Genomic DNA, 15,031 nt, shown 5'->3' with positions numbered 1-15,031 from the left:
GCTCCCCGCACGAGTTCGCGAGGGGTGCGCGGCGAGGGTGCGCAGCGGCGAGACGAGCGGGGAACGCCTACCGCACGGCGTCGCGGCCACCGGTGAACGGCGGGTGACCGGGCGCAGCGGACCGACGACCGGTGGCAACCCCGCCGCCGTCCGGCGCAACGCCGGTCGTCGTACCGCTCGACATGCCTCGTGCGTCGATTGTCTTTATCATCGAGATGGTTGGGACGATCGGAAGGACTGGACATGGCGTCGACGACGGCGAGGGCGGGCCGCACGGCAGGCCCGGCCACCGGGATGGACTTGGCACGCACCTGGGCGGTGCTCGCCGCGGCGGTACTGCAGGCGGTGGCGGGCTCGCTCGGCGGCAGCGGGACGTTCGGGGAGTCGCAGCGGGTGCTCAGCGACCGCTACCCCTCACTGGTCACCCCGGCGACGGTGGCGTTCTCCGTGTGGGGCCTCATCTACCTGGCCCTGCTCGTGTACGCGGTGTACCAGTCGCTGCCCGGGCAGCGGTCGCGCCCGGTGCACCGGGCGACCGGCTGGCTGTTCGTGGCGACGGCGGCGCTCAACGCGGGCTGGATCGTCGTGTTCTCCCAGGAGCTCCTGGGCACCGCGCAGCTGCTGATCGTGGCACTGCTGGTGACCCTGGCCGTGGTGCTGCACCGGCTCGCCGCGTTCCCCGCCGAGGGAGTGGCCGACCGGGCACTCCTGCACGGCCCGCTGGCCTTCTACACGGGCTGGGTGTCACTCGCGACCGTCGCCGGGTTCTCGGTGACGCTGACCTACTGGGGCGCGCCGCTCGGCCCGGTGACGGCCGCGGCACTCCTCGGTGCCGGCGTGCTGGCCGCGGGCGTCGCGGCCCGGCGGACGACGGCGGCGCTGCCCTACGCGGCGACGGCCGCCTGGGCGCTGGTCTGGGTCGCGGTGGAGTCCGCGGCGGCCGGGACGGTGCCGGTGACCGTGGTCGCGGCGCTCGGCGTCGGGGCGGTGGTCGTCGCGGCGGCACTGCGGGCGCGGGAGGGGCTGCGGCCGGCCTTCGGCTGACCCCGGGAACGACGACGGCGCCGGTCCCCGAGGGGAGCCGGCGCCGTCGCGGTGCGCGGGTCGTGCCCGCGCAGAAGTCAGATCACGCGGACCGAGTCGGCCTGCGGGCCCTTCTTGCCCTGGCTGGCCTGGAAGTCGACGCGCTGGTTCTCCTCCAGCGTGCGGAATCCGTTCGACTCGATGGCGGAGTAGTGGACGAAGACGTCCGGTCCCTCGTCGTCGGTGGCGATGAAGCCGAAGCCCTTCTCGGCGTTGAACCACTTGACGGTGCCCTGCGGCATAGCGTGTGTCCTTCTCAGATGGAGCGGTTCCGGCCCTCACAGCAAGAGCCGGAGGTCGCGTGGACACCGCCGTGGCACCTCAGCACCGATCGACGACGCCCACCGTCACAACTTCACACGGACGCTTCGTGGCGATCGGAGAAGAACGACTGCAACCGACGCGGACGCTACCACGGCTCTCCGGCACGTCGACCGTCCTCACTCGACGCCCCCGCACGGGCCCGTTCCGCGGCGCCGACCGCCCGTCGAGCTCCTCCTGCGCGATCACGGAATGTGAGATCCGGGCCGTCGATCGGCAACGGGCGGTCATCACCGTCCCGAACGAGTGAGCGCGGGACGAGTTCCACGCCGTCGGGTGAGCGCCGGGCGCACGTCCTCCCCGGTTCGGGTGGCGACGACGGTCCGGGCCCGCCCGGCGGCCCCGCACAGCCCCGGACGGGGTCGCCCGTTCCGGGTGCGTTGCGGTGCGATCCGCTCACAGCGTGACCGGTGGGGCCTCTGTGACTCGTGTGGCCACGATCGGGTCACTGGTGGACGACGCCCGGTGACCGCAAGCTCAGCGCCGTCCGTCACCCCGTGCAGCAGCACAGCGAACTGGAGAGACCGTGCGAACCCGAGTCACCACTTCCGTCGCCCTGACCCTCATGATCGGCACCCTGGGTGTGTACGGCGCCGGCGTGGCCGGCGCGGCCGAGCCCGTTCGTGCCTCCACCCCGGTCGCCCCGGCCGCGACCGTCGCCCACGCGCCCGCCGCGGTGTCCGACGGCCCGCTGGACCGGTTGTTCGACACGCTCTTCGGGAACGGCGCGGCGACCGCCCCGGCGACGCCCGCCGACACCGCCGTCCCCGTCCAGGACGTGCCGACCCCGGGCGTCCCCGCGGCTCCGGGCGCCCCGGTCGTCCCGGCAGCTCCGGCCGTCCCCGGCGCGCCGGCCGCGCCGCAGGTCCCCGCCGCGCCGGCTGTTCCGGGTGCGCCGGCGGCCCCGGCCGCGCCCGCCGTTCCGGCTGCGCCCGCCGCTCCGGCCGTGCCCGCGGCCCCCGCCGCTCCCGCGGTGCCGGCCACCCCCGCCGTCCCGGGCACGCCCACCGCTCCGGAGGCCCCGGCCGTCCCGGGCGTTCCGGCCGCTCCGGTGGCGCAGGTCGCCCCCGCGGCGCCGGCCGCCTCGGCGACCCCGGCCGTCGCCGTCACCTCGGACACCGCGGGCCGGCAGGCCCCCGAGCCCCCGGCCGTCCCGGGCGCTCCCGGTGTTCCGCAGCCGCCGGCCGCCCCGCAGGCCCCGGCGGCCCCCCAGACCCCGGCCCTCCCCCAGGCGCCGGCGGTACCCGCCGTCCCGGGTGCGCCCACCGCTCCGGAGGCCCCGGCCGTCCCGGGCGCGCCCACCGCTCCGGAGGCCCCGGCCGTCCCGGGCGCTCCGGCCGTCCCGGGTGCCCCCGCCGCTCCGGGTGTCCCCGCCGCTCCGGGTGTCCCGGCCGCTCCCGCCGTGCCCGCGGCCCCGGCAGCACCGGGCGCCCCGGCCGTCGCCACCACCCCGGACGGCACCGCCGCTCCGCAGGCCCCGGCCGACGCCCGGACCCAGGACGCGCCGGAGCGCACCGCCCCGACCCGCCCCAGCCTGTGGGAGCGACTCTTCGGCACCACCCGCTGACCTGCGACGCAGGCACCGCCACGCGACGGCGTCCCGCACCCGGGGCGCCGTCGCGGCGCGTCTCAGGGGAGCTCGGTCGCCCAGCCCCGCTGCAGCGCCCGCAGCACCTCGTCGAGCAGGTCGGCGAGCTCGGCGCCGTCGTCGGCCAGCCAACGCTCGTAGGCCGCGATGCACACGCCCAGGCAGGCGTGCCCGACGCTCTGCGGGACGAGCTCCGAGGAGTCCTCGCCACGACGCTCGGCCACGTAGTCGGCCACGACCTCCCGCCAGGAGGCGTAGCGCAGCGTCGAGTGCGCCTGCAGCGCCGGGGTCCGAAGGATCAGCCGCAGCCGGCGCCTGTGCCAGGGCTGCTCGTCCGGCTCGACGTGGTTGAACTCCAGCACCGCCCGCCGGACCCCCTCCAGCGTCGGCAGGTCCGACGGCTGGGCCGCGAGCACCGCGCGCATCCGCACCAGCTGCTCGTCGAAGGCGCCCCAGGCGATGTCGTTCTTGGAGGCGAAGTACCGGAAGAACGTGCGACGCCCGATCCCCGCGGCGTGCGCGACGTCGTCGACGGTCGTGTGCTCGAACCCCTGGTCGCTGAACATCTCCAGCGCGATGTGCTCGATCTCCGAGCGGGAGGTGACCGGGCGACGACCGGCGCGGCGCGCCCCGCCCCCGCCGGCACTTCCGGTCCCGTCGTTCTCGGTCACCGCTGACATCGTCGCCCCGCCGTGCTCCCCGACTCCTCCGTCGTGCCTGCGACCGGCGGACCGGGAGGGTCGAGCGGAACGCCGTCGGCCCCGATCATCCCACGTCGCGGTCGGCCCGTCGGCGCACGTCGCCCCTGTTCGGGCGGCCGTTCGTCGCGTGGGCTCTCCACTTTGTCGGTGTGGCGCGGCACACTCGCGGCCAGACGGACCGGGACCCACCCGGACGGGTACGTCGAGGGGGAACCATGAGCGCACCCGCACGGGCCGCCGACACCACCGTGGACGAGCGGCCACCCGAGGAGCGCCTCGAGGACCACCGGCGCGAGCTGACCGGCTACTGCTACCGGATGCTCGGCTCGGCGTTCGAGGCCGAGGACGCGGTGCAGGACACGATGGTCCGGGCCTGGAGGGGCGTCGCGAAGTTCGACGGCCGCTCCTCGCTGCGGTCCTGGCTGTACCGCATCGCCACCAACGTCTGCATCGACGCGTTGAACGGGCGCAAGCGCCGCGCCGTCCCGATGGACATCGGAGGCCCCGGCGCACCGGTCGCCGAGTCGCTGCGCGAGCCGCTGCCCGACGCCGAGTGGCTCGAACCGATGCCCGACTCCCGGGTGTCGACACCGGCCGGGGACCCGGCGGACAAGGCCGTCGCGAAGGAGACGATCCGGCTCGCGTTCATCGCGGCGCTGCAGCACCTGCCGGCCCGCCAGCGCGCCGTGCTGATCCTGCGCGAGGTCCTGTGCTGGAAGGCCGCCGAGGTCGCCGAGCTGCTGGACACCTCGGTCGCCTCGGTCAACAGCGCCCTGCAGCGCGCCCGCGCCACCCTGGGCGAACAGGGCATCTCCGAGGCGGCGCCGCAGACCTCCCCGGCGATGGACCCGGCGCAGACCGCGCTGCTGATGCGCTACATGGCAGCGTTCGAGGCCTTCGACATGGAGGCGCTGACGGCGCTGCTCCACGAGGACGTCGAGCAGAACATGCCTCCGCTGGAGCTCTGGTTCCGCGGCCGGGACGACGTCATCGCCTGGATGGCGACCGGCCCCGGGCAGGGCTGCCGCGGGTCGCGGGTGGCTCCGGTGGAGATCAACGGGACGGTCGGCTTCGCCCAGTGGAAGCCGTCCGGGCCGAACGGCGAGTTCGAGGCCTGGGGCATCACGGCCCTGCGGATCGAGGACGGGGTCGTCACCGGGCTGAGCATCTTCCTCAACACCGAGCTGTTCGGCTACTTCGGGCTGCCGCTGAAGCTGGCCGACCGGCCGGAGCTGTGGGAACCGAAGGCCGGCTGACGCCGCCCGGGCTCGTCGCCTGGCCGGGGCTGCGCATCACGGCCCGGCTCGGCGGCGGGCACCGCGGCGCGGTCTGGGCGGCGACGGACGGGAGCCGACGGCTGGTGGTCCACCGGAGTGGGCGGACGCCCGCGGCGCTGGACTGGGAGCTCGACCTGACCGGCGAGCTGCGGGCCCACGGTTTCCGCGTACCCGACGTCGTCCCGACCGGTGACGGACGGCGGCGGTGCGGGGCGGTCGTCGTCCGGACCTGGCTCGACGGCGACCCACCCGGGCCGGGCGACGAGGCGGCCATCGCCGCCGAGCTGCGCCGGCTGCACGCCCTCACCTCGGGGCGGAGCCAGCGGCCGGGGTTCGTGGGCACGACCGAGCTGCTCGCGGGCGCCGACCGCGGTGGGGACGTGGACCTGACCGCGATGCCGTCCGATGTCGTCGCGGAGTGCCGGGCCGCGTGGGCCGTGGTGGACGGTCCGGTCGCCGTCGTCCACGGCGACCCCGGCCCGGGCAACATCCGGGTCCTGGACGGACGTCCGGGCCTGCTCGACTGGGACGAGTGCCGGGTGGACCGGACGGTGCTCGACCTCGACGGTGGTCCCGGGGCGGCACGCGAGGTCCGCCGCGCCGTCGACGCGTGGGAGGTCGCGGTCTGCTGGACCGTCGAACCCGGCTACGCCCGGGAGCGGCTCGCCGCGCTGCGCGCCGCCCCCTGACCGGGCCTCACGCCGCCGGCGTCACCGCGGCGACCCGCTCCCCCGCCGTCCGGGCGTCGACGCGGGCGCGCTCGCGCTTCTCCGCGGCCAGCGGGCGCAGCTCGCTCATCGCGGGCACCACGTCGGCCAGGGTCAGCTCCGTCTCCACGACGGTCACGTCGGCACCCCACACGTCACGCAGGATGCGGGTGATCCAGCCGGAGCCGTGGTCCCACCCCTCGCGCGGGGTGCCCGGCCCGTAGCCGCCTCCCCGGGAGACCACGAGCACGACCGGACGGCCGGCGAGGGGCGTGCTCCCCGGCGCGAACCGGGGGTCGGTGATCAGTGCGTCGACCCAGGTCTTCAGGTGCGCGGCGATGCCGAAGTTGTAGAGCGGCGATCCGACGACGACGGCGTCCGCGGCCAGCACCTCGTCGGCCAACTCCGCGATGCGCGCGAGGGCCCCGCGCTGCTCCGGGGTGCGGTCGGCCTCGGCCACGTATCCGGCCGCGACCGCGGTGGTCCACAGATCGGCGGGCAGCGGGGCGGTGCCCAGGTCACGGCGGACGACCTCGGCGCCCGGTCGCGCGTCGAGGTAGGCGCGCTCGACCTCGTCGGCGATCTCGCGGCTGACGGAGCCCTCGGTGCGGATGCTCGCGTCGAGTCGGAACAGGGACACGGTGACCTCCCGGTCGATCTGGAGTGAAGATGTTCTGTTGAACAGAGTATCTGCACGGGAGAAGACCTTGGCAAGCACGTATCCTGTGACGATGTCCGGTCCGTCCGCCCCGCAGAGCGTCGAGTGCGACCTGGCGTGGGCGTTGACCCGGGTGGCGCGCGACCACGCCACGGCGGTGCAGTGCGTCGTCGGCACGCTGCCCGGCGGTCAGCGCGGTTTCCAGGTGCTCGCCGCCGCGGCCGGGGACGATCCGCCCACCCAGCTCGCGCTCGCCCGCAAGCTCGGCGTGGACCGCACCGTGATGACCTACCTGCTGGACAAGGTCCAGGAGGCGGGACTGATCGAGCGGCGGCCCGACCCGAACGACCGGCGGGCCCGCCGGATCGTGCTCACCACGGCCGGCCGGGCGCTGCTCTGCGAGACCGAGACCCGGCTGCGCGCCGCCGAGGCCCACATCCTGGCGCCGCTCTCCCCGGACGAGCAGGGCGCGCTCCGGACGCTGCTGCGCCGGGTCGCGACCGCGGGCACCGACCCGACCTCCGCCGAGGGCGAACCCCGTCCGCCGTCGGCGTAACCGCAGGTCAGGTGGCCCACCCCGGCCCTAGTGTCGGGCGGCACCCGAGGAGCGGAGATCCGATGCCCGCCCTGTCCACCCCGTCCGACCCCGCCGACCGCCTGCTCGGCGAGCGGATCGTGCTGCTCGCCCGCGAGCTCGACGACGACGTCGCCGCCGAGACCTGCGCGCGCCTGCTGCTGCTGGCCGCGGAGGACGCGCGCCGCGACATCACCCTGCACGTCCTGGCGCCCGGCGGCTCCCCGGTCGCCGCGATGGCGGTGCACGACACGATCCGCACGCTCGGCGTCGACGTCGCGACCGTCGCCGTGGGATCACTCGCGGGCCCGGTGCCGTTCCTCGTCGCGTCGGGGACGCCGGGCAAGCGGCTCGCTCGCGCGCACGCCGCGTTCCTGCCCACCGCGGACGGGCCGGTCCGCGGCTCGCACCCCGGCGACGTGCGGGTCCGGGCCGACCACCTCGCCGGACGCCGCCGCGAGATCGAGTCGCTGACCGCGGCGTACTGCGGCGCCCCGCTGCCCGGCGACGCCCGGGACCGCTGGCTGTCGGCGGCGGAGGCGGTGACGTTCGGCATCGTCGACGGGCTGTCGGAACCCCCGGGCCGAAACGGATAGCTAGAGTCTCCGATGTGCGAGTCTCGGATCTGTCCCGGTCGTCCGGTGTCCCCGTCGCGACGATCAAGTACTACCTGCGCGAGGGCCTGCTGCCCCGCGGCGAGACGACGTCACCGAACCAGGCCCGCTACGACGACGCGCACGTCCGCCGGCTGCGCCTGATCCGGGCGCTCGTCGAGGTCGGCGGGCTGCCGATCGCGACCGTCCGCGAGGTGCTGTCGGCCGTCGACGACCCCGCGGTCGGCCTGCACGACATGCTCGGTCGGACGGTCTACGCGATCACCGGCGACGTCGGCGCGTCCGGCTCGCTCGACGAGGCGGAGGCCGACCTGGCCGGAGCCATGGCCCACGTGGGCTGGCAGGTCGAGAAGGACGCGCCCGCGCTGGCCGGGGCCCGGTCGGTGCTGGCCCGGATGCACGAGCTGGGCTGGGGCCCCGGCGAGGAGACCCTGCGGGCGTGGGCCGAGGCCGCCGACCGCGCCGCGGAGGGCGACCTGGCCGCGATCGGACGGACCACCGACCGCGAGGAAGCCGCGGAGACCGCATTGGTCGGCACCGTCCTCGGCGACGCCCTGCTCGCGGCCCTGCGCCGGATCGCCCAGGAGAGCCGCTCCGCGCAGCGCTACCGCGCCGGACCCTGAGTCCCGGGCAGCCGCACCGTCACCAGCACCGCGCGGTGGTCGCTGCCCGGGGTCTCGAGGACGACGTGGCGGCGGGTCACCGACCCGCGGGGCACGAGCACGTGGTCGATGCGGATCCCGGCCCAGCGCGGCAGCGACGACGGGAAGGTCCCCACGAGCCCCCGCCCGGTGCCGTCGGTGGCGTCGACGCAGTCGCCGGACGCGTCGCGCAGCCGCCGGTGGTCGACGACGGCGTTGAGGTCCCCGGCCACGACCGGCGCCGGTCGGGTGCGGGTCCACTCCCCGATCAGCGCGAGCTCACCGGTCCACAGCTCGGTCCACCGCGGGTTCGTCGGCGCGGAGGTGTGCACCGCGTACAGCGTCCGGGCACCGAGCAGCCCACCGGTGACCTCCAGGTACGGCAGCCGCATCCCCTGCCCGGGCCGGACGTCGACCTCCCCGGCCCGCGGCGCGACCAGTACCACCGTGCCGCGCTGGTCCGGGACGCCGGGCGGGACCGAGGACCAGCCGCGGTAGCCGCCGAGCAGGGGCAGGAGCCGGTCGAGGTAGGCGACGCCCGCCTCGGGCAGCACGACGACGTCCGGCCGCTCCCGGGTCACCGTCGCGGCGAGCGCGCCGGTGTCGGCCCGCCCCAGCAGCACGTTCGCGACGAGCACGGTCAGCTCGGGCCCTTCCGGCAGCGGGCCGTCCGGGCGCGGCAGCACCCGTCGCAGCGCGGGAGCGGCGGCCGCGGCGCCGGCCAGGCCCACCGCCGTCGCGGTGCGGCGCAGCCCGGTGAGCCGCAGGAGACCAGCGACCCCCAGTCCTGCGACGCCGAGGTGCGGGCGCAGTGCGGTCAGACCGACCAGGGCGGAGCGCCGGTCGGTCCGCCACCGTCGCGGCAACACGGTGACGGCGGTACGCAGGGCTCGGTCGACGATCACGGACACGGGTGGACAACGGACGCGGGCCGCGCACGGTTCCACGGGAGCTATATGGACAGTTCAGCTATCCGATAATTGCAGTATCCACGTGCGGAACATCCTCGCGTGGCACCGTCCGTCTCGACCCCGCCCGCACGGTCGCGATCCGCGCCGGGGCGGTGCTCGCGCTGGCCGGGATGGCGCCGGGCTTCCTGATGACGTCACCGACTCCGGACCAACTCGCCGACTTCCGCGGGATCGCCGGGGCGCACACCGTCGGCGTCCCCGACGGCGGCCCGGGCCTGCCGCTGGTCGGATGGAGCACGCTGGGCGGTGACCTGCGCGTCCCGCACTTCGTCGGGACGCACGCGCTGCAGCTGTTGCCACTGCTACTGCTACTGCTCGTGTTCGAGCTGGCCGCAGGGCGGGTGGCCCGGCCGGCCGACCCACGGGTGCGTCGCGACCTGATGACGACGGCCGCCGCCGGCTACACCGGCCTGCTCGCCCTGCTGACCTGGCAGGCCCTGCGCGGACAGCCGCTCGTCGCCCCGGACGCGCTCACCGTCGCCGCGGCCGGGGCGCTGACGGTCCTGGTGGTGGCCGGTGCCGTCGTCGTGCTGCGGGAGCGGCGACCGGTGCTCACGCCAGGCAGGTGAGCGGGCGCCCGCCGTTGTACTCGACCATCTCGGCGAGCGCGGCGATGGTGTCGATCGGGGCGCCACGCTCGGCGCCGTCGAGCTCGGCGTCGGCGCGGTGCAGGTTCCCGACGATGCGCTCGGCGTCCGGCCAGTCGGCGAACCGCCCGAGGTCGGTGTCGCGGGCGGCCTCCAGCGGGCGGACACCGGCGTCGCGGGCGCGTTCGGCCAGGTCGATGACGAACCGCAGATAGTCCAGCGTGTCCCGGACCGGCCCGTCACCCCGGAACACCGGCCCGTGGCCGGGCACCGTCGTCGCGGCCCCGAGCGGGAGCACCACCTGCTCCAGGACGTCGATCGCGCCGGTCACCGAACCCATCAGCAGGAACGGCGTGCCGCCGTGGAAGACCAGGTCACCGCAGTAGAGGACCGACCGGTCGGGCACGTGCACGAGGACGTCGTTGGTGGTGTGGGCGGGCCTCCCGACGTGGAGGACCTCGGCCCGCAGGTCCCCCAGGTGCAGCGCGACGCGGTCGGTGAAGGTGAGGAACGGCGGGTCCAGCGGGAGCGAGCCCCAGTCGCCGTGGTCCCAGAACGGCAGGTCCCGGGGCGGGCCGAAGGCGATCATCTCCGCGCGTGCCCGCTCGTGTGCGACGACCGTCGCGCCGGGGAACAGGGCGTTGCCCCAGGTGTGGTCGCCGTGGTGGTGGGTGTTGACCAGCGTGCGGACCGGCCGGTCGGTGACCTCGCCGATCGCGGCCGCGAAGGCCCGGGTCCGGCGCTCGGTGGAACAGGAGTCGACGGCGACGGCCCCCTGCGGCCCGACGAGCAGTCCCGCATTGTTGATCCACCAGGTGCCGTCCGGCTGGACGTAGGCGTAGAGCCCGTCGGAGATCTCCTCCAGCCGGGGCGGGCCGGGGACGGTGATGTCGTGCGGGTGGGAGCTTATCGGCCGATCGTGACCGAACCGACCCCGAAACGCACGAGAGCCGGTCGGTGGCTACCGACCGGCTCTGCGGGGGATCAGGACTGTGGCCAGGGGCGGGGTCGAACCGCCGACCTTCCGCTTTTCAGGCGGACGCTCGTACCAACTGAGCTACCTGGCCCCGGCCTCCGGTGAACCGGAGATCCAGAGAGTGGAGCGACCCAGACGGGACTCGAACCCGCGACCTTCGCCGTGACAGGGCGACGCGCTAACCAACTGCGCCACTGGGCCTTGCTCTCGCGAGACGCATCGTATCCGATGCCTCTCGCGGTACCCCCAACGGGATTCGAACCCGCGCTGCCGCCTTGAAAGGGCGGAGTCCTAGGCCGCTAGACGATGGGGGCTGGGACCAGGCCCGAGGGCCTCGACCTTCCCTCAACGGCTGTCCGTTGGGAGTGAGGAAACCTTACGACACCGCTCCGAGGGGCCCTGCAACCACCCCCCGGTTCCGGCGTCGCCGCAGGTCAGCGAGCCACGGGTGGCGGCTGTTCCGGGTTGCCGGAGATCAGCCCCAGCATGTCGAGCAGCTCGCGCAGATCCTCGGAGTCGTCCGAGTTCCGGGCGACGACGAGCCGGGCGCGCTGCACCTGGTCGTCGGAGACCTTGAAGGCGTCGGCCGCGTTCCGCGGCGCCGGAATGGAACTGGTGTCGTCGTCGATGCCGCGCTTCGCGCCGATGGTCACGAGGCCTCCCCGTAGGCCGCCAGGACCTGCTCCGGGCCCGTCCGTGGGACGCGCCGCGTGCCGGTGTCCTTCGGTACCGCCACGTGCTGTGGCCGTGACCAAGACGTTACCCATCGTGCGGGGACCCCGCACGCCCCTTCCCGGGTGACGGCCGGTCACCCAGCGCTGTGCGGGACGGGTGCGGCTCAGCGATCCGGCGAGACCCGGCAGGGGCTGCCGGACAGCTCCCCGACCGGCACGGATGCCGCCAGCGCCCGGTACCCGGCGGGCGACGGGTGGAGCCCGTCGCCGGAGTCCAGATCCGGACGGAGCCGGTGCGGGTCACCCGGGTCGCCCAGTGCGGCGGCCGCGTCGATCACCCCGTCGGCCCAGCGACGACCATCCGAACGGAGCCAGCCGTTCACCTCGTCCCGGGCCGCGACGGCCGTCGGGGTGGCGCGACCGCCGCTGGCCGACGGCGGAATGGTGGTGAGGAACACGCGCAGCCCCGCGGCGCGGGCCCGCTGGGCGAAGCCCTGCAGCCCGGCGACGAGGTCGCCGGCGGCCGCGCCGGCGGCGAGGTCGTTGGTGCCGACGAGCAGCACCACGTCGCGCACGCCGGGGACGGCGGCCACGTCGTCGTCCCAGCGGGTCGACGGCGCGTCACCGCCGGCCGGCGGGTCGTCCTGCAGCAGCTGGTTGCGCGACAGTCCCGCGTTCAGCACGGTCATCGGCCGGTCGCCGCCCGCCGCGGACAGCCGGGCGGCGAGCTGGTCGGGGAAGCGGTCGTCGCCGCCGGGGGTGGAGCCCACGCCGTCGACGAGGGAGTCCCCGATCACGAGGACGGCGCCGTCCGGGCGGGCCGCCAGGACCTCCAGACCGGTCAGCACCGGCCAGGACTGCAGGGTCGTGTCGAAGCCCGCCGCGTCCGGGGCCGCGGTGCGGTCCCCCGGCCCGGACAGCCACGCGGTGCGCATCGCGACCGGGTGCGAGCCGATCGTGCGCGGCACCTCGGCCAGGAACAGGCTCACCGTCAGCGGCACGCCCGCCGCGGCGGCGACCGGTGCGGGATCGGTCAGCACCTCGGCACCCGCCGGGATGTCGGCCACGGGGGCCCCGCCGACGGTCAGCGGGACCGGCCGGGTCACCGCGGCGCCCGGGCCGGTGGCGCCGACGGTCATCGCCGCGATCCGCAGCGGCCCGTCGCCGTGCCGGTTGGACAGCCGCAGCCGCAGCTCCTCCCCCGCCGCGCCGGGCCGCACCACCATCCGCAGCGTCCGGCCGGCGAGGCTGTCGCCGGGGACGGCCTGCTGCGCGGCGTGCCAGGCGGCCGTCCAGCCGGGGGTGCACGTCGTCGCCGCGGCCGCCGCCGGGACGACCGACGGGACCGGGGCACAGCCCGCGGCCACGAGCCCGGCGAGCAGCGTCCCGAGCACCGCCGCACCGGCGGCATCCCGCCTGCCACGCCACCGGACCGCACCGTCGTCGGGCCGCACCGGCACCGCCTCTCGTCCGTGGGCCCGCCCGCGGATCGGACGGGTCCCCCACGCGCTGTGTCGGGCCGTCACCCGATCACGTTACGGATCCGCCCGGTCACACTGCGACGATCGGCACATCGTCGTCGACGAACGGCCCGTCCCTCCGGAGCGGTCCGCCCACGAGAGGGCTGCGCACTGTCGGTGTCACCTCCTAGGGTCGTCGGCGACACGAGGGGCGGCCACCGTGGGCCGCCGGGATCGCCAGGGGAAGAGGACGACGGTGACCACCTACGAGGAGATCTTCCGTTCCAGTGTGGACGACCGTGAGGGCTTCTGGCTCCGCGCGGCCGACGGGATCGACTGGGACGTCGCCCCGACCCGCGCGCTCGACGAGTCGAACCCGCCGTTCTACCGCTGGTTCCCCGACGGCGAGCTGAACGTCGCGTACAACGCGCTCGACCGGCACGTCGACGCCGGGAACGGCGACCGCACGGCCCTGGTGTACGACTCGCCGGTCACCGGCTCGCGGCGCTCCTACACCTATGCGGAGCTGCGCGACGAGGTCGCGCTGTTCGCGGGCGTGCTGCGCGACCAGGGCGTCGGCCACGGCGACCGGGTCGTCGTCTACATGCCGATGGTCCCCGAGGCCGCGATCGCGATGCTCGCCTGCGCCCGCCTCGGCGCCGTGCACTCGGTGGTCTTCGGCGGGTTCGCCGCCAAGGAGCTCGCCGTCCGGATCGACGACGCCGGGCCCACGGTCGTCGTCTCGGCGTCCTGCGGCATCGAGGGCACGCGCGTCATCGAGTACAAGCCGCTGCTCGACCGGGCGATCGAGCTGTCGGACCGCAAGCCCACGTCCACGGTGATCCTGCAGCGCGAGCAGGCCACCGCGCAGCTGGGCCCGACCGACGTCGACTGGGCCGAGGCCGTCGCCCACGCCACGCCCGCCGACCCGGTCCCGGTGAAGGCCACCGACCCGCTCTACGTGCTCTACACCTCCGGCACCACCGGCAAGCCGAAGGGTGTGGTGCGCGACTCGGGCGGTTACGCCGTCGCCCTGGCCTGGTCGATGCCCAACATCTACGACGTCGGTCCCGGCGAGACGATCTTCACCGCGTCCGACGTCGGCTGGGTCGTCGGCCACTCCTACATCGTCTACGCGCCGCTGCTGGCCGGAGCGACGACCGTGCTCTACGAGGGCAAGCCCGTCGGCACGCCGGACGCCGGGCAGTTCTGGCGGGTCGTCCAGGAGAACGGGGTGAAGTCGGTCTTCACCGCGCCCACGGCGTTCCGGGCGATCAAGAAGGAGGACCCGGAGGGCACGTTCCTCGGGCAGTACGACGTGTCCTCCCTGAAGTACCTCTTCCTCGCCGGCGAGCGCCTCGACCCCGAGACCCACCGCTGGGCCTCGGATCTGCTCGGCATCCCCGTCATCGACCACTGGTGGCAGACCGAGACCGGCTGGCCGATCGCGGCCAACCCGGCGGGCATCGAGCTGCTGGAGATCAAGCCCGGCTCACCGACCCGTGCCATGCCCGGCTGGGACGTCCAGGTCCTCGACGAGCGGGGCCACCCGGCCGAGCCCGGTGTCGACGGCGCGATCGTGGCGAAGCTGCCGCTGCCGCCCGGTGCGTTCCCGACGCTGTGGAACGACGACGAGCGCTACGTCAGCTCCTACATGTCGGCGTTCGAGGGCTACTACCTCACCGGCGACGGCGGGCACCTCGACGCCGACGGCTACGTCTTCGTCATGGGCCGCACCGACGACGTCATCAACGTCGCGGGCCACCGTCTGTCCACCGGCGGGATGGAGGAGGTCCTGGCCTCGCACCCGGACGTCGCGGAGTGCGCGGTGATCGGCGTCGCGGACACCATGAAGGGGCAGGTCCCGCGCGGGTTCGTGGTGCTGAAGGCCGGTGTCGACAGCGACGCCGAGGGCTACGAGGACGGGCTGCGCGCCGAGCTCGTGCAGATGGTGCGTGACCAGATCGGCGCGGTCGCCTCCCTCAAGGACGTCGCGATCGTCCCGGCCCTGCCCAAGACCCGTTCCGGCAAGATCCTCCGCAAGACGATGCGCGGGATCGCCGACGGCGCCGAGGAGCCGGTGCCCTCCACCATCGACGACGCGTCGGTGCTGGACACGCTGCGTCCGGTGCTGCGCAGGGAGTGAGCGCCCTCCATCGGGTGGTCCGGATGCGCCCCGCTTGACCCGGATCACCCGAT

The 15,031-nt window shown here is 75.0% G+C and carries 16 protein-coding genes and 3 tRNA genes; 9 read left to right on the top strand and 10 right to left on the bottom strand.

Annotated features, from left to right (window positions below):
• The first annotated feature begins 243 nt into the window (after positions 1–243).
• The gene (locus tag ATL51_RS19155) at positions 244–1,044 is read left to right on the top strand and encodes a TspO/MBR family protein (RefSeq protein ID WP_100879432.1); all 801 of its coding nucleotides are present in this window, start codon (positions 244–246) and stop codon (positions 1,042–1,044) included.
• Between the two features lie 77 nt (positions 1,045–1,121).
• Here the strand turns inward: ATL51_RS19155 and ATL51_RS19150 are convergent, their stop codons facing one another.
• Positions 1,122–1,325: a cold-shock protein gene (locus tag ATL51_RS19150; protein WP_020627638.1), complete on the bottom strand. Its 204-nt coding sequence runs from the start codon at positions 1,323–1,325 to the stop codon at positions 1,122–1,124.
• Between the two features lie 605 nt (positions 1,326–1,930).
• On the opposite strand from ATL51_RS19150, the gene ATL51_RS29525 reads away from it, so the two are divergent.
• Positions 1,931–2,971 carry a hypothetical protein gene (locus ATL51_RS29525; protein ID WP_301549091.1) on the top strand — a complete coding sequence of 347 codons (1,041 nt, stop codon included), beginning with the start codon at positions 1,931–1,933 and terminating at the stop codon, positions 2,969–2,971.
• A 62-nt stretch (positions 2,972–3,033) separates the two neighbouring features.
• Here ATL51_RS29525 and mftR read toward each other — a convergent pair whose 3' ends face one another.
• Positions 3,034–3,672: a mycofactocin system transcriptional regulator gene (mftR, locus tag ATL51_RS19140; RefSeq protein ID WP_100879430.1), complete on the bottom strand. Its 639-nt coding sequence runs from the start codon at positions 3,670–3,672 to the stop codon at positions 3,034–3,036.
• 236 nt (positions 3,673–3,908) lie between these two features.
• Here mftR and ATL51_RS19135 point away from each other — a divergent pair, with 236 nt between their 5' ends.
• Together ATL51_RS19135 and ATL51_RS19130 are read left to right on the top strand one after the other, a co-directional pair.
• The gene (locus ATL51_RS19135) at positions 3,909–4,949 is read left to right on the top strand and encodes a sigma-70 family RNA polymerase sigma factor (protein WP_100879429.1); all 1,041 of its coding nucleotides are present in this window, start codon (positions 3,909–3,911) and stop codon (positions 4,947–4,949) included.
• Positions 4,928–5,659, top strand: coding sequence for a phosphotransferase enzyme family protein (locus ATL51_RS19130; RefSeq protein ID WP_100879428.1), 732 nt, complete (start codon positions 4,928–4,930; stop codon positions 5,657–5,659). Before ATL51_RS19135 ends, ATL51_RS19130 begins: the two co-directional genes overlap by 22 nt.
• A gap of 7 nt (positions 5,660–5,666) precedes the next feature.
• Here ATL51_RS19130 and ATL51_RS19125 read toward each other — a convergent pair whose 3' ends face one another.
• Entirely contained in the window at positions 5,667–6,317 is a 651-nt protein-coding gene (locus ATL51_RS19125) for an FMN-dependent NADH-azoreductase (protein ID WP_073577889.1), read from the bottom strand.
• A 91-nt stretch (positions 6,318–6,408) separates the two neighbouring features.
• On the opposite strand from ATL51_RS19125, the gene ATL51_RS19120 reads away from it, so the two are divergent.
• The 3 genes from ATL51_RS19120 (at position 6,409) to ATL51_RS19110 (ending at position 8,146) form a co-directional block, all read left to right on the top strand.
• Complete coding sequence (locus ATL51_RS19120) at positions 6,409–6,891, top strand: MarR family winged helix-turn-helix transcriptional regulator (RefSeq protein ID WP_073577942.1); 483 nt, start codon at positions 6,409–6,411, stop codon at positions 6,889–6,891.
• Positions 6,892–6,953: 62 nt separating this feature from the next.
• Positions 6,954–7,505: an ATP-dependent Clp protease proteolytic subunit gene (locus tag ATL51_RS19115; protein ID WP_100879427.1), complete on the top strand. Its 552-nt coding sequence runs from the start codon at positions 6,954–6,956 to the stop codon at positions 7,503–7,505.
• 14 nt (positions 7,506–7,519) lie between these two features.
• Positions 7,520–8,146 carry a MerR family transcriptional regulator gene (locus ATL51_RS19110; protein WP_100879426.1) on the top strand — a complete coding sequence of 209 codons (627 nt, stop codon included), beginning with the start codon at positions 7,520–7,522 and terminating at the stop codon, positions 8,144–8,146.
• Here ATL51_RS19110 and ATL51_RS19105 read toward each other — a convergent pair.
• Positions 8,128–9,069 carry an endonuclease/exonuclease/phosphatase family protein gene (locus ATL51_RS19105; RefSeq protein WP_157818438.1) on the bottom strand — a complete coding sequence of 314 codons (942 nt, stop codon included), beginning with the start codon at positions 9,067–9,069 and terminating at the stop codon, positions 8,128–8,130. The two genes, ATL51_RS19110 and ATL51_RS19105, sit on opposite strands and share 19 nt — an antisense overlap.
• A 194-nt stretch (positions 9,070–9,263) precedes the next feature.
• Between ATL51_RS19105 and ATL51_RS19100 the strand changes: the two genes are divergently transcribed.
• Complete coding sequence (locus ATL51_RS19100) at positions 9,264–9,704, top strand: hypothetical protein (RefSeq protein WP_157818437.1); 441 nt, start codon at positions 9,264–9,266, stop codon at positions 9,702–9,704.
• Here the strand turns inward: ATL51_RS19100 and ATL51_RS19095 are convergent.
• The 6 genes from ATL51_RS19095 to ATL51_RS19070 all read right to left on the bottom strand — a co-directional run bounded on the left by ATL51_RS19095 (position 9,688) and on the right by ATL51_RS19070 (position 12,832).
• On the bottom strand, positions 9,688–10,530 hold the full coding sequence (locus ATL51_RS19095; RefSeq protein ID WP_322789699.1) for an MBL fold metallo-hydrolase: 843 nt from the start codon (positions 10,528–10,530) through the stop codon (positions 9,688–9,690). The two genes, ATL51_RS19100 and ATL51_RS19095, sit on opposite strands and share 17 nt — an antisense overlap.
• A 185-nt stretch (positions 10,531–10,715) precedes the next feature.
• A tRNA-Phe gene (locus ATL51_RS19090) sits at positions 10,716–10,789 on the bottom strand.
• Between the two features lie 36 nt (positions 10,790–10,825).
• A tRNA-Asp gene (locus tag ATL51_RS19085) sits at positions 10,826–10,899 on the bottom strand.
• A gap of 40 nt (positions 10,900–10,939) precedes the next feature.
• Positions 10,940–11,012: transfer RNA gene (locus ATL51_RS19080), tRNA-Glu, on the bottom strand.
• 120 nt (positions 11,013–11,132) lie between these two features.
• Positions 11,133–11,351, bottom strand: a complete 219-nt coding sequence (locus ATL51_RS19075) for a hypothetical protein (RefSeq protein ID WP_062399816.1) — start codon at positions 11,349–11,351, stop codon at positions 11,133–11,135.
• A 185-nt stretch (positions 11,352–11,536) separates the two neighbouring features.
• On the bottom strand, positions 11,537–12,832 hold the full coding sequence (locus tag ATL51_RS19070; RefSeq protein WP_100879422.1) for a GDSL-type esterase/lipase family protein: 1,296 nt from the start codon (positions 12,830–12,832) through the stop codon (positions 11,537–11,539).
• A 256-nt stretch (positions 12,833–13,088) separates the two neighbouring features.
• Here ATL51_RS19070 and ATL51_RS19065 point away from each other — a divergent pair, with 256 nt between their 5' ends.
• Positions 13,089–14,978 (top strand): propionyl-CoA synthetase, encoded by a 1,890-nt coding sequence (locus ATL51_RS19065; RefSeq protein ID WP_100879421.1) that lies wholly within the window; start codon positions 13,089–13,091, stop codon positions 14,976–14,978.
• The last annotated feature ends 53 nt before the right edge of the window (positions 14,979–15,031 follow it).

It is taken from the genome of Pseudonocardia alni (assembly GCF_002813375.1).
Classification (GTDB): domain Bacteria; phylum Actinomycetota; class Actinomycetes; order Mycobacteriales; family Pseudonocardiaceae; genus Pseudonocardia; species Pseudonocardia alni.
This window is presented reverse-complemented; position numbering and strand designations above follow the sequence as displayed.